This is a genomic window from Fundidesulfovibrio sp. (assembly GCF_058402725.1).
The window spans coordinates 1-19,539 of the sequence record NZ_JBZVFJ010000011.1 but is presented as its reverse complement, the minus strand read 5'-3'; the positions used below and the strand labels follow the sequence as shown (position 1 = coordinate 19,539).

The window sequence follows — 19,539 nt, the reverse complement described above, 5'->3', positions numbered from 1 at the left end:
ATGAAACTTGCCGCGCTACGCATCATCGACTTCAAGGCCTTCCGGGACGCCGTCCTGGACGTGTCCTCTTTGGAAGTTCTGGTGGGAGCCAACGGCAGTGGCAAGTCCACGGTGTTCGAACTCCTGCGCTTCGTGCGCGACGCCCTGGAGCGCGACATCCCTCCCGAGGTGATCGCGGGTTTCAAGGGGCAGTCGCTCTTTCACCCTCGCAGTGACGAAGCACGGTTCGGCTGGCAGCTGTTTTTCCAGTCGGAAACCCAGGCCGCGTATTCCCACGAGGCATCGGTATTCGCCTTGCCCGGTCGGGCGGCGATCCTCTCGGAACAGGTTCGCGAGCATCCGGACGGGTGGCGTTCCCTGCCCTGTCGCACGCTGCTGGACCGGACGCAGGACACGGTGTCCTTCTCGGAAGACTTCCCCCTCTACGGCGTCCACAACGGCAAGGCCCCCCTGAGCCCAAAACGCCTCACGCTCTCCTTTGTCTACGACAAGAACTCCCGGCCCCTCTTCGACATCCGGGAAAGCATCGCTTCATGGCGGTTCCATGCAGCCTCCAGGATCAATCTGGAGCGGATCCGCAACCCCTCGCTGGTGGAACAGAACGCTTCCTGCGAAGAGGACTGCGGCAACCTGAGCGCGGTGCTCCACCACTTCATGACCGAGCACCCCCGCGTCTTCAACGACCTCGGGTTCTGGCTCCGGCAAGTCGTGCCGGGTCTTTCCCGCCTGAGCATCGGGGCCTATGGCGGCCCGGGGAACGTCATGGCCTTCTGGGAGGAACAGGGCGTGCCAGGCCGCCTGAGCCTGGGAGACCTTTCCGAAGGCACCCTCAGGCTCCTGTGCTGGATGGCCGTGCTGCTCAATCCCGCGCCCCCGGCGCTGGTCTGCCTGGACGAACCCGACGTGGGCCTGCATCCCCGCGCCCTGCCCCTGCTGGCCGCTCTCATCAAAAAGGCCAGCGTGCGGATGCAGGTGCTGCTGGCCACCCACAATTCCTACTTTCTCTCCCAGTTCGACCTGGGCGACATAACCGTTCTGACCAAGACCGACGGCCAAGCCGCGTCCCGGAAGCCCGGCGAATCCGCGACCCTCGTGGCCCTGTTGGAGGAATTCGGCCCGGAGGAACTGGAAAACATCCACCGCTCGGACGAGATCGAAGTCCTGTGAAGACGGTTCTCATCTACGTGGAAGGCCCCTCGGACAAGGCGGCCCTGGAGAACCTGTTCGCTCCGCTTGTCGCCGCCAAAGCCGGCGAAGGCACTTCCCTCACCTTCCACGCCTTCCGGGAGGGCCACGGCAAGAAGAACGTGGTGCTCCATGCGCCCAGGAAAGCCGCGGAGATAACCCTGGGCAATCGGCACGCCGTAGTTGCCGCCGTGCCGGACCTCTATCCCCCCAATCAGGGATTCAACCACCATACTGCCGATGAACTCCGCGAGGGAATGCTCGCGCGGTTCAAGACGCACTGCGACGGCATGCGCCCCAAGCAATGGAGCGAATGCCGCGACCGCTTCCGGGTCTTCTGCTTCAAGCACGACTTTGAAGCCCTCCTGCTGGCCTGCCCCGACGCCCTGCGCGCGCACCTGGGCCTTGAACGCCTCGACACGCCGTGGACCCTTCCTGTAGAAGACCAGAACCACGGGCATCCGCCCAAGCGGATCGTGGAAGAACTCTTCGAGCAATGCGGCAGGCGCTACCAGGGCGTGGCCGACGCGCCCATGATCCTGCACGGCCAGAACCCTCGCGCGCTGGCCGAAGCCTGTCCCCAGTGCTTCAAACCCTTCGTGGAATTCCTCGAAACCCTCTAAAGGACGCCCCCATGCAAGAATCCGCCGCCGGCCAGGCCCGCATGCTCCTGGAGTCGCTGCCCTACATCCGCAAGTTCCACGGCAAGACCGTGGTGATCAAGTACGGCGGCCACGCCATGAAGGACGAGCACCTCAAGAAGAGCTTCGCCCTCAACGTGGTGCTGCTCAAGTACATCGGGGTCAACCCGGTCATCGTGCACGGCGGCGGTCCCCAGATCGGCCAGATGCTCACGCAGCTTGGCATCGAGTCCCACTTCCGCGAGGGGCTGCGCGTCACCGACGACGCCACCATGAACGTGGTGGAGATGGTCCTGGTGGGCCGCGTGAACAAGGAGATCGTCAACCTCATCAACCTGCACGGCGGCTCCTGCGTGGGCCTCTCCGGCAAGGACGGCTGGCTCATCAAGGTGCGCAAGCTCGAGATGGTGCTCGCGCGCGAGGACGCCCCGCCCGAGATCATCGACCTGGGCAACGTGGGCGAACCCGTGAGCGTCAACGCCGGACTCATCGAAACCCTGGTGCAGAGCGGCGTCATCCCCGTCATCGCCCCCGTGGGCGTGGACGACGAGGGCCGCACCTACAACATCAACGCCGACACCGCCGCCGGGGCCGTGGCCCAGGCCCTGGGCGCGAAACGCCTCCTGCTGCTCACCGACGTGGCCGGCGTGCTCGATCCCGAAGGCAAGCTCATCGAGACCATGGACCTCAAGGAGGCCAGCCAGGCCATCGAGGAAGGCGTGGCCAAGGGCGGCATGATCCCCAAGCTCAAGTGCTGCATGGAGGCCGTGCAGTCCGGCGTGGAGAAGGCCCACGTCATCGACGGACGGGTGGAGAATTCGCTCATCCTGGAGCTGTTCACGAGGCAGGGCATCGGCACGGAGGTCTGCCTGAAGCGCTGAGGAGGAAGTCCATGTCGTTTCCGCGCCGGGTCGCGCCGTTGGCGGCCCTGCTGGCCTGCCTCGTCCTGCTGGCGGCCCCCCCGGGGGCCAGGGCGGCCCTGCGCGCCGTGGTGCTGCCTCTCCAGCCCGCACCGGGCGCGCCCGTCGAAGGCTTTGGCGCGGCCGTGCAGAACATCGTGGAAAACGCCCTGGTGCTCCACGGAGGTTTCGAGGAGACTTTCTTCCTCAATCATACCGAAGCGTTCGACTCGGCGGGAGACCTGCAGGCCTACATCGGGGGCCAGCGCGCCGCCGAGTCGCCCCTGCCGGGCCTGGCGCGGCGCGGCGTGCGCTTCGCGCTGGGGGGCACGGTGGAACCGGGCTCCGGCACGACGCGGCAGGCCAGGCTCTGGCTCAAGGATCTGGAGACCGGAGATCGCTCCGAGATACTCCTGCCCGTCGACCCCCTCGCCGGGCTCACGGGCCTGCGCGCCGCCCTGATCCCCCTGCTGGAGCACGCCGCCGGGAGGCCCTTCAACCCGGCCCAGGCCAAAGCCCTGAGACGGCCGGAAATCCTCCCCATGAAGGCCTTTTCCCTGCTGGGCCACGCCTACGCCTCCTACCTGGTGTCCACCCGGGCCAGGATCAGACCCCCTTTCCGGCTCTCCTTCTCGGCCAGGGCGCTCGAACTGGCCCCGAACTCGGCCACGGCCATCAACATGCACGGCTGGCTGCTCCACGCCTCCGGGGAGGACGCCCCTGCCCTCACGCTCTTCCGAAAGGCCCTGGACCGCGACCCCTCCCTGGTGGACGCCCTGGACGGCATGGCCCGCCTGACCCTTGACCGCTCCGGCCAGGAACAGGCCCTGCCCTGGGTGCTGCGCAAGGCCCGGACCCGCGACGAAGGCGTCGGCCCCGGCCTGGCCCGCGTGCACCATCACCTGGCGGGAATGGCCAGTGGCTCCGACCGCAACCGCGTGGCCGCCTGGCATCTGAACAAGGCCACCGTGCTGGACCCCGCCTGGGACAGGCCCCTGCTGGAACTCACCCTGACGCTCTCCCGCATGGAACGCTTCGAGGACGCCCGCCGCGCCCTGGACAAGCGGCTGGCGCGCGAACAATCCCCGGCCTTGCGCACCCGCTTCCTGGAGCAGATGGCCCTGGTGCGGCTCTGGGAGTCCCAGGCGGCCCAGCGGGAGAAGAAGACGCCCCAGCGCATCCAGGCCCTGGAGCAGGCCCTGGAACTGGCGGCGGCAACGCCCGGCATGGCCCGGGAACTGCGCTGGAGGGTCCGCTACGAACTGGCCGACGCCCTCTGCGCGGGCGGCGACCCCGGCCGGGCCGCCCAGATGCTCTTGACCGCCGAGGCGGCCAACCAGACGGAACAACTGCTGCAAAGCGCCCTGCTGGCCTTCTGCCTGGCGCGATCGGGCCGCTCCGGCGAGGCCCGCCCGCTGGCATGGGAGACCCTGACGGCCACGGCGGAACTGGAGCGCAGGCGCGACCCCGTGCCGCAAAGGGCCTACGAATCCCTTGGGAAGGCCTTCGACGCCCTGGAGAGGCAGGAACTGGCGCGCATCATGGAGCGCCACGCCACCCCCCACATCCCGGACCCCGCCAAGTGACCGCCCCTGCCCCCGCGTGAGGCCCGCGACGGCCCCAGGGCAGGCGGGCGGGACGCGCGGGCGGACCGACGCTCGCGTCGGCTCCTGCACGGAAAAAGGCCGCGCCCAGGGAGCGCGGCCCGAATCAATCCCTCACCCGATCCGTACGGCTCGCGCCGGATGGCAGGAGATCATTTCGGCTGGCCCTGGCTCCTGTTGCAGGGGCCGATGGCCTCTGTGAGCCGCAGGAACTTGGCCGGATCGGGAGCCACGCCGTCGCGTATGGCCTTGTCGATGGCGCGGAAATCCTCGAAGGCCAGGCGATCCCGGACGCTCTGCGCGACGCAGCCGCAGTAGTCCCGGGCCATGGCTTCGGGGTCCTGGCCTGCGGCCAGTTCCGGCTGGGCGCGCAGCTTCTCCCGGGCCGTGCTCAGGCAGCTCTCGCGGATGTTGTCGAGCACCTTCGTGGTGTAGCCGTCCGGCTCGGCCCCGCGCCACATGTAAAGCCCGCCTCCCAACAGCAGGGCCGCCGCGCCCGCCAGGAGCCAGCGCCTCATTCCTCGGTTTCCCCGCCCGCCAGGCGTACTTTGTCCTCGCCGTCGAGCTCCTTCACGTACACGTCCACGCGCTCGTCGCGGGATGTGGGCAGCAGCTTGCCCATGTAGTCGGCCTGGATGGGCAGTTCGCGGTGCCCCCTGTCCACCAGCACAAGCAACTCCACCTTGCGGGGCCGCCCGAAGTCCAGGATGGCCTCCAGGGCCGCGCGCACCGTGCGGCCGGAATAGAGCACGTCGTCCACCAGGACGATCTTGCGACCGTCCAGGGCGAAGGGGATGGTGGTCTGGTTGATCTGGGGCTGGTGGGCCAGATTGGTCCAGTCGTCGCGGTAGAGGTTGATGTCGAGCTTGCCCAGGGGCACCTCGCACCCCAGGCGGGCCTCCAGGATCTTGCGCAGGCGCTGGGCCAGCTCCACGCCCCGGCGCTGCACGCCCAGAAGGGCCAGCTCCGTGCACTCCCCGTGGCGCTCCATGATCTCGAAGGCGAGCCGTTCCAGCGTGCGCGCCATCTCCTTGCCGTTCATCACGATTTTCTGCCGCTTCATGGCACTTCCCGGATCGGACGTTTCGATTGCTCCTATCCGAAATCCCAGGCCAAGGCAAACCGGGGCATCATGCTTTCGTATTTGACCCGGCCACCTGTCGGACTTACTTCACGGCATCATCAATTCTCCCAGTGGAGGCTTCCCATGGTCACGATGACTCAGCCCGCGAAGGAACAACTCGACCAGTACTTCGCGGAAAACCCCAAGTCCCCCATCCGCATCTTCCTCTCCAGCGGTTCCTGCGCAGGCCCCAGGCTCGCGCTGGCCCTGGACGAGCCCAAACCCGCCGACGCGGTCCACGACGTGGAAGGCTACAGCTTCCTGGTGGACAAGGAACTCCTTGAGCAGGCCCAGCCCATCAGCCTGGACTTCCAGGGCCACGGCTTCAGCATCGCCTCCAGCCTCGTGCTGGAATCCGGCGGCTGCGGCGGCGGCTGCTCCTGCTCCGGCGGCAGCTGCTCCTAGTGTTGCGCCCTCACAATCCGTCCCTACGGACTAGTGAGGCAATCATTCAGAAACATTGATTTTAATTTTGAAGAACATTTCATGTTCTTCATAATCGCGACACGAGCGTCTCTCTTCCGGAATCCGTCCCGGCGGATTCCCGCAGGCGGCCACGACCGTTGACGCCGACCTGAACATCCCGCTCCTGTCTTTGCGGATCGTACAACGACCCTTGGCGGCCGCCGTCCTGCCCGGGACGGCGGCCGCCGCCTGCTATCGCCCTGGCCGATGGAGTCCATCCCTCAGATCCATAGACAGGCCTCCTGTTTGACAAAGCGCAACCTGGGGCTTACCTATTCCTCGACCCACACTTCCAGGAGGCATTCATGTTCACGCTCACGGAGCCTGCAAAAAAGCAGCTTGACTCTTATTTCGCCGACAAGGAGAAGTCTCCCATCCGGATCTACCTCTCCTCCGGCGGCTGAGCTGGCCCCCGGCTGGCATTGGCTCTGGACGAGCCAAAAGATTCCGACGACGTGTTCGAGACCGACGGCTACTCCTTCATCATCGACAAGGAACTCATGAGCAAGGCCCAGCCCGTCACGGTGGACCTCTCCTACATGGGCTTCCAGGTGCACTCCAGCCTGGAACTCGGCGGAGGCGGCTGCGGAAGCTCCTGCTCCTCCGGCTCTTGCGGACAGTAAGATCGCGCCTCGCCAGGGCGGCGGCCACCGGCCGCCGCCCTTTTCTTTTCCTGCACCTCCCCGCCCCTTCACCTTCCGCCTGTTTTGACGTAGGGAAATCCTACCTTTCGCCAACAACCCACGCGCGGAGCGCGCAATGCCCGGAAAAATACTCATCGTCGACGACGAGATCCACATCCGGATGCTTCTCGAACAGACCCTCGAAGACCTTGAGGAGGAACACGGCGTGGCCATCCTCACCGCCTCCAACGGCGAGGAAGGGCTGGAACTCATCCGCCGCGAACGCCCCGACGTGGTTTTCCTGGACATCATGATGCCCAAGTTCAGCGGCTACGAGGTCTGCCGCAAGGTCATGGACGATCCTACCCTCCAGGGCGGGCACAACATCGTCCTGCTCACCGCCAAGGGGCAGGAGGTGGACCGCCGCCAGGGGCTTGAGCTGGGCGCGAAAAAATACATGACCAAGCCTTTCGACCCCGACGAGGTGCTCGATACGGCGCGGGAACTCCTGGGCATCAACCGCTAGCGCGCGGGCCGGGATGTAGCCGTCATGCAGTTGCGACGCTTCCTGCGCACCCACGACGTCACGCAGCTCTTCGCCAAAGCCAAGGCCCTGCTCGAACCGGGCTGGGGCGTGGGCGTTGTCCAGGCCGGGCGGCTGCTGGCAGCGCACGGCATCTCCGAGGACGACCTGGAGCGGCCCGGCGCGCTGCGCTTCAGCGTGCCCCTGTGCGGCAACGGCCACCCCTGCGGACACGTGGTGGTGGCGCGCAGGGCGGACGCCCCCGCCTCCAACGGCTGCCAGGGCGTGCAACAGGTGGCCGATCTCGTGGCCCACAGCCTGGAGATGCTCCTGCACCAGGACGAAGCGCGACGCTGCCTGGCCGCCGACACCCTCCAGAAGTACCGCGAACTCTCCCTGCTCCACCGCGCCACCATGGGCCTGAACACCTCCTTGCGCCTGCGGGAGGTGGCCCGCGCGCTCATCGGCGAATGCCGCACCGGAGCGCTCCCCCTGGAGATGGGCATGCTTTTCCTGCGCGACCAGGCCACCGGCGCGCCCGCCCCCTTCGCCTCCTTCGGCCCGGTCCGCGAACACCAGCTCGACCGCGTGGCCTCAAGCATCCTCTTCCTCGACATCATGCGCGGCGGCAAAGGCGAGATCGTCAACGACCTCGACGCCGACTCGCGCTGGCATGGCGAAGCGCCGGGCATCAAGGCGCTCATCGCCACGCCCCTCGTGGCCGCGGGCAACCTGGTGGGCGGCCTCGTGCTCGCCACGGCGCGCGACGCCCCCATCGAAGCCAACCACCTTCAGTACGTCTCCACCCTGGCCTCCGTGGCAGGCACCGCCATGGGCAACGCCGTGCACTTCGAGGACGTGCAGAGCCTGCTCAAGGCCCTGCTCCAGGCCCTGGCCACGGCCATCGACGCCCGGGACCCCTTCACGGCAGGCCACTCCCACCGCGTGGCGCGCCTCGCCGTGGCCCTGGCCAAGGCCGTCAACGACGACGCCGACCTGCTCCCCGGCGTCATCTTCCCCCCGGACACCCTCATCGAACTCTACTACGCCGGGCTGCTCCACGACGTGGGCAAGATCGGCGTGCGCGAGCAGGTGCTCACCAAGGCCACGCGCCTGCCGGAAGACAACCTGCGCCTCATCGGCATGCGCATGGCCCTGCACGCCGAAATCACCGGCACGCCCTGGCGCGACGACTTCGACCGTCTGCGCCGCATCAACCGCTCCGACGCCATCTCCCGCGAGGACGCCAGCCTCGTGGTGGAGCTTTCCAAGCAGGAACTCACCGCCTACGGCCAGTCCATCCCGCTGATCGCCGAGGAGGAGACCCTGGCCCTGCTCGTGACGCGCGGCAACCTGCTCCCTGAAGAACGCCGCGAGATCGAGCGCCACCCGGCCGAGAGCTACCGCATCCTCCAGCACATCCCCTTCCCCAGGAACATGACCAACCTCCTGGCCGCCATCAGCCAGCACCACGAACGGCTCGACGGATCGGGCTACCCGGGCGGCCTCAAGGCCGACGAAATCTCACTGACCGCGCGGCTGCTCATGATCGTGGACATCTACGACGCCATCACCATGGAGCGCCACTACAAGCCCGCACTGCCCCGGGAGCAGGCCCTCCTCGTGCTGGAGGAGGAGGCCTCCCAGGGCAAGCTCGACCCCAGGCTCGTCTCCATCATGATCGAACGCATCGATTCCATCGAAGACGACTCCCTGCGCATGGCCATCGACAAGGGCTACGAGTCCCTCCTCGGAACCAACGCCTAGCGCCTCCCCCTTCATCCGTCTCAGACGCGGCCCCCAGGAGCCACCATGCCCTCACGCCCAGGCTTTGCCAGCGACAACAACTCCGGCGTCCACCCCCTGATCCTCGAAGCCATGGCCCGGGCCAACTCCGGACACGCCGTGGCCTACGGCGACGACCTTTGGACCGAAGCCGCGCTCGAAGCCTTCGCCCGCGAATTCGGCCCCGGGGCGAGCGTCCACTTCGTCTTCCTGGGCACAGCCGCCAACGTCCTGGCCCTCCAGGCCATGACCCGGCCCCACAACGCCGTGGTCTGCGCGCGCACCGCCCACATCTACGTGGACGAATGCGGCGCGCCCGAACGCCACCTCGGCTGCAAGCTGCTCGCCCAGCCCAGCGCCGACGGCCGACTCGATCCCCAGGACCTGCGCCGCACGTTCCGGGATTTCGGCAACCCGCACCACAACCAGCCCCGCGCCGTCTCCATCACACAGGCCACGGAACTGGGCACGCTCTACCGGCCGGAGCAGGTCCGCGAACTGGCCCGCCTCGCGCACGAGAACGGCATGCTCCTGCACATGGACGGCGCGCGCATCGCCAACGCTGCCGCAGCCCTGGACCTCACCCTGGCCCAGGCCACGCGCGCGCTCGGCGTGGACGCCCTGAGCTTCGGCGGCACGAAGAACGGCATGATGTATGGGGAAGCCGTCGTCTTCTTCAACCAGGATCTCGGCGCCGAATTTCCCTTCATCCGCAAGCAGGGCATGCAGCTGGCCTCCAAGATGCGCTTCGTGGCCGCCCAGTTCTCCGCCCTGCTCCAGGACGGCCTCTGGCGCGACAACGCCCGCAACGCCAACGCCATGGCTGCGCTTCTGGCCCGGGAAGCCGCCGCCGTGCCCGGCGTCGAAATCTCGAAACCTGTGGAGACCAACGCCGTTTTCGCCCGAATCCCCGCCCGCGCCGTTGAGGCGCTGCGCCGGGAGTTCTTCTTCTACACCTGGAATGCCGACCCCGAGGACCTTCCCGAAGTCCGCTGGATGTGCTCGTTCGACACCACCCGACAGGCAGTGGAAGAATTCGTTGCAGCGCTCCGCAAGGCCATGGCGTTCTGACGGCCCCCTCGCAGCCGTCGACGAACGAACCCTTTGACGCCGCGCCCCGGAGTGGATTAACGCTTATGGAATGGTGTCTCTGATCGTGACTGAATTGCCTCCATCGCGAGCACTTCAACCGCAGAGGAAACCGCCCGCATGACCCAGTCCGCCGGCATCCAGGCCTGCATCTACACGTTCTTCACCCGCCAGCCCGTTTTCGACGCCAGCAAGAAGGTCTACGGATACGAACTGCTCTACAGGCAGGACCCTCGGGAAAAGAACACCCCTCTCGGCGCGGACGAGGTCGCCAATCTCTCCGTTCTCTCCGCTACGCTCACTTCCCCCAACAAACAGGATGAGGAACGGGAGAAGATTTTCATCCGCATCCCCCCCGGGTCCATCATGGCGGGCATCCCCGCCGCCCTCTCCCCCAAGACGACGGTCGTCGAACTGGACGCGCCCGCATCGCCCGACGACGACCTGCTGACGGCACTTTCCACCGTGAAGGAGCAGGGCTATGCCCTGGCGCTCAATGCCGCCTCGGACCGGACCTGCGTACACGGCCTTGCCGAATTGGCCGACATCGTCTTCCTGAACGTCCTCGGAAAGGATGAGGGCGAAATCAAGGCGATGGTTGCGCCCTTTGCCGCCTCCAGAGCGATTCTCGCCGCCAAACGGGTGGAAGACCACGCGATGTTCGAGCGCGCCAAAAAGCTCGGCTTCCATTACTTCCAGGGCCCGTTTTTCAAGCGCCCGGTCCTCTCCCCCGTGCACAGGCTCTCTTCCAACAAGGCCACGCGCCTGGGCATCTACCGTTCCCTGGGCAACAGCAGGCTCAATGCCGACGAACTGGCCGCCATCATCGAATCCGACGTGTCCATCTGCTACCGTCTGCTCACGCTCATCAACTCGCTCGCCTACGGCCTCCAGTACAAGGTGCACTCCATCAAGCACTCCATCATGCTGCTGGGATGGGACCACATCAAGAACTGGCTCTGGCTCGTGGTGCTCTGCGACATCCTGCCGAAAGGCAAAACCCAGGAACTGCCCCGCCTCTCGGCCATCCGCGCCCGCTTTCTGGAAAGGACGGCCGCCGAACACGGATACAAGGCGGTGCCGCCCGACACGCTTTTCCTGCTGGGACTGTTTTCGCTGCTCGAACCCATGCTCGATACGCCCATGGCAGGGCTGGTCCAGGACCTGCCCCTGGACGAAGAGGTCAAGGCGGCGCTGTGCGGCAGGCACAACCTCCCCCACCAATGGCTGGAACTTGCGCGCTGCTTCGAAAACGGAGACTGGCCCAGGCTGGACGCCCTGCTCGACACCCTGCGCCTCGATTCCGTGGTCGTGGCCAAGGCCTACTACGATGCCCTGATCTGGGCCAGCGCCCTCTACGAACAGGCCGCGCTCGACGGCTGACCGCCACGAGAGAAGCCTCCGGCGGGCAAAAGGCTACGCCTTCTGCACTCCCTCTCCGCTTCGCGACGGCGTGCGATCCGGCAACGTTGAGCGGCTGACCAGACGGGAATATGCCTCCGGCGGGCAAAGGGCTACGCCCTCTGCACTCCCTCTCCGCTTCACGACGGCGTGCGAACCGGCAACGTTGAGCGGCTGACCAGACGGGAATATGCCTCCGGCGGGCAAAGGGCTACGCCCTCTGCACTCCCAAGTTGCTTCGCGGGTCACACCGGGAACGGCGTCGACGGGGGGGCGGTGTGCCGTGGAGCTTCGCGCCTGGTTCTCGAATCAATTCAACGAAGTTGTCCGCGCGGCGCCAGGACACTCCACGTCGCTGGATTGATTAGAAAAATCTCAATAGATCTTGCTCACAACTCCCAGCGCGGAGCGCTGCGGCCTGCGCGCGGCGATTCGCGGCTTTGGGCGAATCGTCGCGCGTCGGGTCTGCCCCTCGCGCGCGGCCCGGCGCTCCTGCCCGCTCACTTCCCGACCTGCTACGCCGCAGCCGGTGAAGCCCGCGAAGCAACTGCCGGGTCCAGGGGGGGCTCCCCCCTGGCGGGAGAGGTCTGGAGAGGGCAGCGCCCTCTCCAGTGACGGGTGCAGGGCGGAGCCCTGCCGGGGTCCGGGGTGGAGCCCCGCACTTCCGGGCTCGGCCCCTTTGCCGACGCCGCCTCGCGTTCCTTGCGTTTCGCCGTTTAGCCTGCGCGTTCCGGCGATACGGCTAGCGCGGTGTGCGGTTGTCTGAGTGTCTACAACTTGGAGCGGTCGACGAGCGCGGCGGTGAGGTCGGCTTCGCAAGCGAGTTCGCCGTTGACGGTGGCGGTGCCGTGCATGCGCCAGATGCCCATTTTCTGCTTCACTTCGTTGCAGGTGAGGATGAGCTGGTCTCCGGGCACGACGGGGCGGCGGAACTTGGCGTTGTTGATGCCGGCGAAGAGGAAGAGTTTGTCGTCGATGTTGTCGCGGGAGCAGCCCATGAGGAGCGCGCCGGCCTGGGCCATGGCTTCCAGTTGGAGGACGCCTGGCATGACGGGCTTGTCGGGAAAGTGTCCCTGGAAGAAGGGCTCGTTGAAGGTGACGTTCTTGAGGGCGGTGAGGGAGGTGTCCTTTTCAAAGGAGAGGACGCGATCCACGAGAAGGAAGGGGTAGCGGTGGGGGATGCGCTTGAGAATTTCGGTGACGGGGATGGGCAGTTCCATGGCGTCTCCTTCGGGAAGTAAAAAAGGCGGCTTCCCGGTGGGGAAGCCGCCTTTGTGAGGGTGGGGGATTATTTCGCGCGCTTGGCAGCGGACTCGAATTCCCTGGTGATGTCGGCGGTGATGTCCGCGCCGCTGGCGGTGTAGAGAAGGGCGCGGCGTTCGATGACCATGGAGTAGCCCTGCTTCTTGGAGTAGTCGGCGATGACCTGATCGAAGACTTTCATGAGGGGTTCCAGGATGCGGTTGCGCTCCTGGTCCATCATCTGGGAAGCGGAGTTCTGGTCTTCGATGAACTTGCGCATGCGGGCTTCGAGAGCGGCCTGCTCCTTCTGCTTGGCGTCGGCGGACATGACGCCGGCCTTCTTGTTGAACTCGTCCTGTGCTTTCTTGATTTCCTCGCCCTGGCGGCTCAGTTCCTTCTGCTTGGCGTCGAACTTGGCCTTGAGTTCGTTCATGGCGCGTTTGCCGGTCTCGGAATTGGCGAGCACTTCCTGGGAGTCCACGACGCCGATCTTGTCGGCGGCATGGGCCAGGAGGGGCATGGCGATGAGAGCGACGGCAAGAAGCAGGCTCTTGATGGGGTGAAGCATTGTTCCGGTTCTCCTTTGGTCTGGAAGCGCTCAGGTGTGCCGCGGGTCCGCCCTGGCCCCGCGGCGATGCTCACAAACCGTTTTGGCTCGAAAGTCAAGCGTTTCTTAGAAGGTATTCCCCATGGTGAAGCCGATCTGGAAATTCTGCTGGTTGTTCTGGATGTTGTCCAGACCGTAGCCAGCCTCGACCCGGATCAGGCCCATGGGAGAATACCAGCGCATGCCGGCGCCCACGGATTTGACGAGGGAGATGTAGAAGCCGTCGCGCTCCCGCCAGATGGAGTTGCCTGCGTCGAAGAAGCCCAGGCCGTAGACGCCGTACTGCTTGCTGATGGGGAAGATGTACTCGAGGTTGGCGAAGTAGACGGTGTCGCCGCCGATGCGTTCGTTGGTGCGGTGGTCCTTGGGGGAGATCTTGTCGGTCTCGTAGCCGCGGATGTTGCCGATGCCGCCCAGGTAGAAGCGCTCGAAGACGGGCACGTCGCCGAAGCCGTTCTGGAAGAGTCCGCCCACCTGGGTTCTGAAGTGGAAGACGGTCTCCCAGAAGAGGGGGCGGTAATAGTTGAAGGAGTAGTAGGCCTTGACGAAGCCGCGGTCGCCGCCGAGGCCTGCGTACTCGAAGGAGATGTCGTTGATGGTGCCCTTGGTGGGCTTGGTGCGGCTGTCGGTGGTGTCGCGAACCGCGCCGGTGACCACGCCGCTGGTCCAGTGGATGCCCTTGGACTCCTGGATGACGGAGGAGGCGTAGTAGTTGGTGTGGTAGACGTCGTCGCGGGTGAGGCGGTAATCCCAGCGCAGGGTGGTGAATTCGCCCACGGGGTAGGCGAAGCGGGCCACAACGCCCTGGGACTGTTTGTAGTAGTCTGAGTAGCGGCGGAAGGTGCTGAAGGCGTCGGTGCCGAAGGAGAGCGGGGTGTCGTAGACCGAAGGGTTGGTGAACGACGCCGAGAAGCGGTTGGTGACGCCCGAGAACATGCCCTGGAACTGCAGGTTGTAGCCCTTGCCGAAGAGGTTGCGTTCTTCGACGGAGCCGCCCACGAAGACGGAGTCGTAGGTGGAGTAGCCGATGCCTGCGGAGACGGAGCCGGTGTTCTTGTCCTTGACCTTGACCTTGATGTCCACTTCGGCGGGGTTCTCGGTGGGCACGGTCTCGATGTCGACCTTTTCGAAGTAGTCGAGCTTGTTCAGGCGTTCGTTGGAGCGCTTGAGCTTGGTGCCGGAGAAGAGGTCGCCGTCGGAGAGGCGCAGTTCGCGGCGGATGACGTTCTCGCGGGTACGGTCGTTGCCCTCGATGGTCACGCGCCGGATGTAGACCTTCTGGCCCTTGCCGAGGATGTAGGTGACGTCGACGATCTTCTGCTCGGCGTTCTTCTGCATGTCGATGTCGGCCTCGGCAAAGGCGTAGCCCATGTCGGAGTAGGCCTCGTTGAGGCGCGTGATGTCGTCGCGCACCACGGAGCGGTCGAAGTAGTCCTTCTTTTTGGCCAGTTCGGGCAGCTTGGTGATTTCGCGGAGTTTCTTGTCGTCGAAGAGCAGGTCGCCCTTGAAGCCCACGGCGCCCAGTTTGTAGCGGTCGCCCTCTTCCACCTGAATGGTGAGTTCGATGCCGTCATCCTTGATGTCCACCTGGGGCTGGCCCACGCGGGCGTCGATGTAGCCGTGGTTGGTGTAGTAGTTCTCGATGGCGGCGGAGTCGCGGTCGAGGAGTTCTTCCTTGAGCACGCCGGTCTGGAGGATCCAGGAGAGGAAGTTCTTCTCCTTGAGGGCCATCTGGTCCTTGAGGTCGGAGGGGTCGACCTTCTTGGCGCCGACGATGTTGATCTTCTTGATGTAGAGCTTCTTGGATTCCTGGACCACGATGTTCAGCCGGGCCATGCGGGGGTCGGTCTGTTCGAGCTTGTACTCGACGTTGGTCTGGTAGAAGCCTTTCTTGCGGTAGAGGTCGCGGATTTTTTCGAGATCGTCGGCGAGCACCTGCATGTTGAGCACGGAGCCGGTCTTGGTGCCCATGGCCTCGAGGATCTCGTCGCGCTTGATCTCGGAGTTTCCGGAGACGCTCACGGCCTGGATGCGGGGCTTCTCCTTCACCACGAACACCACGCGTTTGCCGCCGCGCACGTCGTCGAGCTTGATCTGCACGTCGTCGAAGTAGCCCAGCTCGAAGAGGCGTTTGAGGTCGTCGTTGACGGTCTTGCTGTCGAAGGGCTCGCCCACCTGGGTCTTGACCTTGAGGAGGATGACGTCCTTTTCCAGGGCGTTGTTGCCTTCCACGTCGAGTTCCACCACCTTGAGGCCGGTGGGGCCGGAGACGGGGGCCAGCTTCTTGGCCAGCTCGTCCACGGCGGAGGCCAGCTCGATGGCGCCCGGGCGGGTGACGTAGGCGTTCTCGGCCTTGCCGTCGGCGCTCACGGCGCGGGCGTCGATGGAAAGGGCGTCGCCCACGAGGTTGATGGTTCCGTAGATGGCGCTGGCGGCCCCGGCGGTGCGGGCGGCGCGTGCGGCCTCGGCCTCGGAGGGCTGAGACTTGGCCTTCAAAGCGGAAGCGGCCGCGGTCTGGTCCACCACGGCCACGCCCTGCTGCTTGAGGCGCTCCACCAGGAGCTTGGAGGCGCTTTTGCGCAGCGCCTCCTTGTCGCCGGGGGCGTTGACTGTAAAGGGCAGCACCACCACCTTGGCGGTCTGTGCGAAGACGTTTCCGGTAAGGCCCAGGATGAGCAGAGCCAGGATGGATACGATGAGTCCGCAGTGCTTACGGCCGCGCAGTGAGTTCTCCGCCATGCAATTCCATCCGTCGGCCCATGAGGCGGGCCAGGTTATGGTTGTGGGTGACCACCACGAGGGTCATGCCCAGTTCCGCGTTGAGGTTCGCGAGGAGTTCGCCAACACGCTGCCCGGTGGCTTCGTCGAGGTTGCCCGTGGGCTCGTCGGCCAGGAGGGCCTTGGGCCCCATGAGGATGGCCCTGGCGATGGCCGCGCGCTGGCGCTCGCCGCCGGACAGGGTAGTTACCCTGTGATGCAGCCTTTGTTCAAGCCCTAAAAGCCCCAGCGCCCGCCTTGCCTTGTCTTGCGACTCCTCGGCCGAGAGTCCGGCGATGAGTCCGGGCATGGCCGCGTTCTCCAGTGTCGTGAATTCCGGCAGCAGATGGTGGAACTGGAACACGAATCCGATGTCGAAATTGCGCAGTTTGGCCGCCGCCCAGGGCCGCAGGGTGGAGAGATCCTGCCCGTCGAAACGCACGTTGCCCCGGGAGGGCGTGTCCAGAGCGCCCAGCAGGTGCAGGAGCGTGGATTTGCCCGACCCTGAGGAACCCAGGATGGCCAGCGACTCGCCCCGGGCGATGTCCAGGTCCAGCGCGTCCAGCACGCGCACCGCGCCGCCGGGGCCTTCGTAGTCCTTGCCGACGCCCCTGAGCGCATAGAGGGGCTCCGAGACCGGACGGTTACGGGGCTCACTCATGGCGCAGGGCCTCCACGGGCTTGAGCTTCGCGGCGCGGCTGGCCGGATAGAGCGTGGAGAGGAAGCACAAGCCGAAGGCCGTGGCGGCGATGAGCACGATGTCGTGCCAGTTGAGCAGAACCGGCAGCGTGTCCATGGGATACACGTCGGGCGGCAGCTTGATGAACTGGAAGCGCTTGAGCGCCAGGGCCGTGCAGACGCCCAGGACCAGGCCCAGCGCCGTGCCCACGGCCCCGATGATGGAGCCCTGCAGGAGGAAGATGCGCCGGATGGAATCCGCCGTGGCCCCCATGGACATGAGGATGGCGATGTCGCGCGTCTTCTCCATCACCAGAAGCACCAGGGACGTGACGATGGAGAACGAGCCCACCAGCACGATCATGAGCAGCACCACGAAGAGCCCCAGCTGCTCGAGCTTCAGGGCGGCGAAGATGTTGCCGTTCATGTCGATCCAGGTGCGCGCGTAGACGGGCATGCCGCCCAGGCGCTCCACGATGCGCTCGGCCAGGCGGGGGGCGGCGTCGGGGTCCTTGAGGCGCACGTCCAGGTACATGGCCGCGTCGGCCTTGAAGCCCAGCATCTCCTGGGCCGCGGCCAGGGAGACGAAGGCGGAGGACGAATCGTACTCGTACATGTGGGTCTTGAACACGCCCACCACCTGGAACACCTTCACCTTGGGCGTGAAGCCCACGGCCGAGCCGCGCAGGCTGGGCGTGAGCACGTTCACCGTGGAGCCGAGGCTCACGCCCAGGCGCGAGGCCAGCTCCGAGCCCAGCACGATGCCCGGCGCGCCGTCGGCGCGCTCCAGGTCTTCCAGGCGTCCGTCCACCATGTCCTTGTGCACGGTGAGCACGCCGCGCGCGGAGGCAAGGTCGATGCCGCGCAGGATCACGCCCTTGGGCGTGCCCTGCTTGGCCAGCATCACTTCGGAATAGATGATGGGCGTGACGGCCGTGACGCCCTCCACTGCCGCCACCTTCTCCATCTGCGCGGGATAATTCCGAACAGTCGAGCCCGCCACCCCTACGACCACATGGGAGGAGAGCCCCAGGAGCTTGTCGCGGAACTCCGTGGAGAAGCCGCTCATGACCGCCATGGTCACGATGAGCGCCGCCACCCCGAGACCCACGCCCAGCACCGAGAAGAGGGAGATCACCGAGATGAAGGAGTTCTCCCGCTTGGTAAGCAGGTAGCGCCTTGCTATGGTGAGCTCGAACCTCATTCGCCGGGCAGCCCCTCGGGGCGCAGAAGCGGGAAGAGGATCACCTCGCGGATGGAGGCCGAGTCCGTGAGCAGCATCACCAGCCGGTCGATGCCGATGCCCTGGCCGGCGGCCGGGGGCATGCCGTATTCCAGGGCGCGCACGTAGTCCTCGTCCATGAAGTGGGCCTCGTCGTCGCCGGCGGCCTTCTCGGCCACCTGCTCCTCGAAGCGCAGGCGCTGGTCCACGGGGTCGTTGAGCTCCGAGAAGGCGTTGGCCATCTCGCGCCCGGCGATGAAAAGCTCGAAACGGTCGGTGACCTCGGGGTTGGCCTCGTTGCGCCGCGACAGAGGCGAGATGTCCGTGGGGTAGCCGTAGATGAAGTGCGGCTGGATGAGCTTGGGCTCCACGAAGAGGTCGAAAAGCTTGGCCTGGAGCTTGCCCAGCTTCTCGCCCTTGAGCGCCTTCTCGCCGTGCTTGAGCACGTGGGCCTTGCAGGCCTCGTAGTCGCGGTAGATCTCCGGGGCCACGCCGCCGATGGACTCCAGCGAGTCGTAGAAGTCCACGCGCTTCCACGCGCCCACCGAGAGGTCGATCTCCTGGCCCTGGTAGGTGACCTTGGCCGTGCCGCACACGGCCTCGGCCAGGCGGGCGAAGAGGCGCTCGGTGAGGTCCATGAGGTCGTCGAACCGGGCGTAGGCCCAGTAGAACTCGCACATGGTGAACTCGGGGTTGTGCTGGGTGGAGATGCCTTCGTTGCGGAAGTTGCGGCCCACCTCGTAGACCTTCTCGAAGCCGCCCACCAGGAGCCGCTTGAGGTAGAGCTCGGGCGCGATGCGCATGTAGAGCTGGAGGTCCAGGGCGTTGTGGTGGGTGAGGAACGGCTTAGCCGTGGCCCCGCCCGGGATGGCCTGCATCATGGGCGTTTCCACTTCCACGAAGCCGCGCTCGTCCAGGAATCGGCGCAACTCGGAGACGATGCGCGTGCGGGTGCGGAAAATCTCGGCCGTGCGCGGCGTGACGATAAGGTCCACGTAGCGCTGGCGGTAGCGGATCTCCACGTCCTTGAGGCCGTGGTACTTCTCCGGCAGCGGGCGCATGGACTTGGTGAGCAGTCTGGCCTGGACGCAGCCCAAGGTGAGTTCGTTGGTCTTGGTGCGAAAGAGCCTGCCCTCCACGCCCACGATGTCGCCGATGTCGAATTTCTTGAAGACGGCGTAGAGTTCCTCGCCCATGTCCTCGCGGGCGGCGTAGCACTGGATGCGGCCGGTGGAGTCCTGGATGTGGAAGAAGGCCACCTTGCCGAAGGAGCGCAGGGCCACGATCCGCCCTGCCAGGCGCACGGGGCCTTCCAGGGCGGCCAGGGCCTCCTCGTCGAGGGCCTCGTTGGCCTGGGCCGTGTCGCCGATGCCGTGCGTCTTGACGAAATCGTTGGGATACAGCGGGACGTTGCCGTCGAGGAGCTGGCAGGCCTTGGCCACGCGGTTCTTGAGCACCTCGTTGAGTTCGTCGCGGCTGGCCAGAGCCTCCAGCAGGGGGTGGAAACGCTCCACGTGGGCGGACTTCACGGGAAGTTTGAAGTCGCGGCGGCGGGGCTTGTCTTGGGATGCCAAATGCTCACTCCGTGATCGAAACAGATCGGTAGAATGGAATCGGCCTGACCTAAGCCAATTGCCGGGGAGCGTCAAGAAACGCGGCACGGCGAGCCCGCCGGACGCTTCTCGGGAGCTGTG

The 19,539-nt window shown here is 65.8% G+C and carries 18 protein-coding genes; 10 read left to right on the top strand and 8 right to left on the bottom strand.

Going from position 1 to position 19,539, the window contains the following annotated elements; genetic code table 11:
* Genes ACV4UX_RS02935 through ACV4UX_RS02920 form a run of 4 tightly spaced genes read left to right on the top strand, consistent with a single transcriptional unit; the run spans nt 1 to nt 4,311 of the window.
* Nucleotides 1–1,167, top strand: coding sequence for an AAA family ATPase (locus ACV4UX_RS02935; protein ID WP_491591838.1), 1,167 nt, complete (start codon nt 1–3; stop codon nt 1,165–1,167).
* Entirely contained in the window at nt 1,164–1,808 is a 645-nt protein-coding gene (locus tag ACV4UX_RS02930) for a DUF4276 family protein (RefSeq protein WP_491591837.1), read from the top strand. The genes ACV4UX_RS02935 and ACV4UX_RS02930 overlap by 4 nt, the downstream gene beginning before the upstream one ends.
* A gap of 11 nt (nt 1,809–1,819) precedes the next feature.
* Entirely contained in the window at nt 1,820–2,707 is an 888-nt protein-coding gene (gene argB, locus ACV4UX_RS02925) for an acetylglutamate kinase (RefSeq protein WP_491591836.1), read from the top strand.
* Nucleotides 2,708–2,718: 11 nt separating this feature from the next.
* A complete protein-coding gene (locus tag ACV4UX_RS02920; RefSeq protein ID WP_491591835.1) occupies nt 2,719–4,311 on the top strand; it encodes a tetratricopeptide repeat protein in 1,593 nt (530 codons plus the stop codon).
* Between the two features lie 170 nt (nt 4,312–4,481).
* Here the strand turns inward: ACV4UX_RS02920 and ACV4UX_RS02915 are convergent, their stop codons facing one another.
* The gene (locus tag ACV4UX_RS02915) at nt 4,482–4,847 is read right to left on the bottom strand and encodes a hypothetical protein (RefSeq protein ID WP_491591834.1); all 366 of its coding nucleotides are present in this window, start codon (nt 4,845–4,847) and stop codon (nt 4,482–4,484) included.
* Nucleotides 4,844–5,392: a bifunctional pyr operon transcriptional regulator/uracil phosphoribosyltransferase PyrR gene (gene pyrR / locus ACV4UX_RS02910; protein WP_491591833.1), complete on the bottom strand. Its 549-nt coding sequence runs from the start codon at nt 5,390–5,392 to the stop codon at nt 4,844–4,846. The genes ACV4UX_RS02915 and pyrR overlap by 4 nt, the downstream gene beginning before the upstream one ends.
* 144 nt (nt 5,393–5,536) lie before the next feature.
* Between pyrR and ACV4UX_RS02905 the strand changes: the two genes are divergently transcribed.
* The 6 genes from ACV4UX_RS02905 (at nt 5,537) to ACV4UX_RS02880 (ending at nt 11,320) form a co-directional block, all read left to right on the top strand.
* The gene (locus ACV4UX_RS02905) at nt 5,537–5,857 is read left to right on the top strand and encodes an IscA/HesB family protein (protein ID WP_491591832.1); all 321 of its coding nucleotides are present in this window, start codon (nt 5,537–5,539) and stop codon (nt 5,855–5,857) included.
* A 365-nt stretch (nt 5,858–6,222) separates the two neighbouring features.
* Nucleotides 6,223–6,540 carry an IscA/HesB family protein gene (locus ACV4UX_RS02900; protein WP_491591831.1) on the top strand — a complete coding sequence of 106 codons (318 nt, stop codon included), beginning with the start codon at nt 6,223–6,225 and terminating at the stop codon, nt 6,538–6,540.
* 136 nt (nt 6,541–6,676) lie between these two features.
* Nucleotides 6,677–7,066 carry a response regulator transcription factor gene (locus ACV4UX_RS02895; RefSeq protein ID WP_491591830.1) on the top strand — a complete coding sequence of 130 codons (390 nt, stop codon included), beginning with the start codon at nt 6,677–6,679 and terminating at the stop codon, nt 7,064–7,066.
* Between the two features lie 24 nt (nt 7,067–7,090).
* Nucleotides 7,091–8,830 carry an HD-GYP domain-containing protein gene (locus ACV4UX_RS02890; protein ID WP_491591829.1) on the top strand — a complete coding sequence of 580 codons (1,740 nt, stop codon included), beginning with the start codon at nt 7,091–7,093 and terminating at the stop codon, nt 8,828–8,830.
* Between the two features lie 45 nt (nt 8,831–8,875).
* Nucleotides 8,876–9,919 carry a threonine aldolase family protein gene (locus tag ACV4UX_RS02885; RefSeq protein WP_491591828.1) on the top strand — a complete coding sequence of 348 codons (1,044 nt, stop codon included), beginning with the start codon at nt 8,876–8,878 and terminating at the stop codon, nt 9,917–9,919.
* A gap of 138 nt (nt 9,920–10,057) precedes the next feature.
* Nucleotides 10,058–11,320, top strand: coding sequence for an EAL and HDOD domain-containing protein (locus ACV4UX_RS02880; protein WP_491591827.1), 1,263 nt, complete (start codon nt 10,058–10,060; stop codon nt 11,318–11,320).
* Between the two features lie 788 nt (nt 11,321–12,108).
* On the opposite strand, the gene fabZ is transcribed toward ACV4UX_RS02880, so the two are convergent.
* The 6 genes from fabZ to lysS form a co-directional block, all read right to left on the bottom strand.
* On the bottom strand, nt 12,109–12,558 hold the full coding sequence (gene fabZ, locus ACV4UX_RS02875) for a 3-hydroxyacyl-ACP dehydratase FabZ (protein ID WP_491591826.1): 450 nt from the start codon (nt 12,556–12,558) through the stop codon (nt 12,109–12,111).
* A gap of 68 nt (nt 12,559–12,626) precedes the next feature.
* Nucleotides 12,627–13,148, bottom strand: coding sequence for an OmpH/Skp family outer membrane protein (locus ACV4UX_RS02870; RefSeq protein WP_491591825.1), 522 nt, complete (start codon nt 13,146–13,148; stop codon nt 12,627–12,629).
* A gap of 105 nt (nt 13,149–13,253) precedes the next feature.
* The gene (gene bamA, locus ACV4UX_RS02865) at nt 13,254–15,926 is read right to left on the bottom strand and encodes an outer membrane protein assembly factor BamA (RefSeq protein WP_491591824.1); all 2,673 of its coding nucleotides are present in this window, start codon (nt 15,924–15,926) and stop codon (nt 13,254–13,256) included.
* Nucleotides 15,898–16,605 carry an ABC transporter ATP-binding protein gene (locus ACV4UX_RS02860; protein ID WP_491591823.1) on the bottom strand — a complete coding sequence of 236 codons (708 nt, stop codon included), beginning with the start codon at nt 16,603–16,605 and terminating at the stop codon, nt 15,898–15,900. The genes bamA and ACV4UX_RS02860 overlap by 29 nt, the downstream gene beginning before the upstream one ends.
* Nucleotides 16,598–17,827: a lipoprotein-releasing ABC transporter permease subunit gene (locus ACV4UX_RS02855; RefSeq protein ID WP_491591822.1), complete on the bottom strand. Its 1,230-nt coding sequence runs from the start codon at nt 17,825–17,827 to the stop codon at nt 16,598–16,600. Before ACV4UX_RS02855 ends, ACV4UX_RS02860 begins: the two co-directional genes overlap by 8 nt.
* Entirely contained in the window at nt 17,824–19,419 is a 1,596-nt protein-coding gene (gene lysS / locus ACV4UX_RS02850) for a lysine--tRNA ligase (protein ID WP_491591821.1), read from the bottom strand. The genes ACV4UX_RS02855 and lysS overlap by 4 nt, the downstream gene beginning before the upstream one ends.
* Nucleotides 19,420–19,539: the final 120 nt, after the last annotated feature.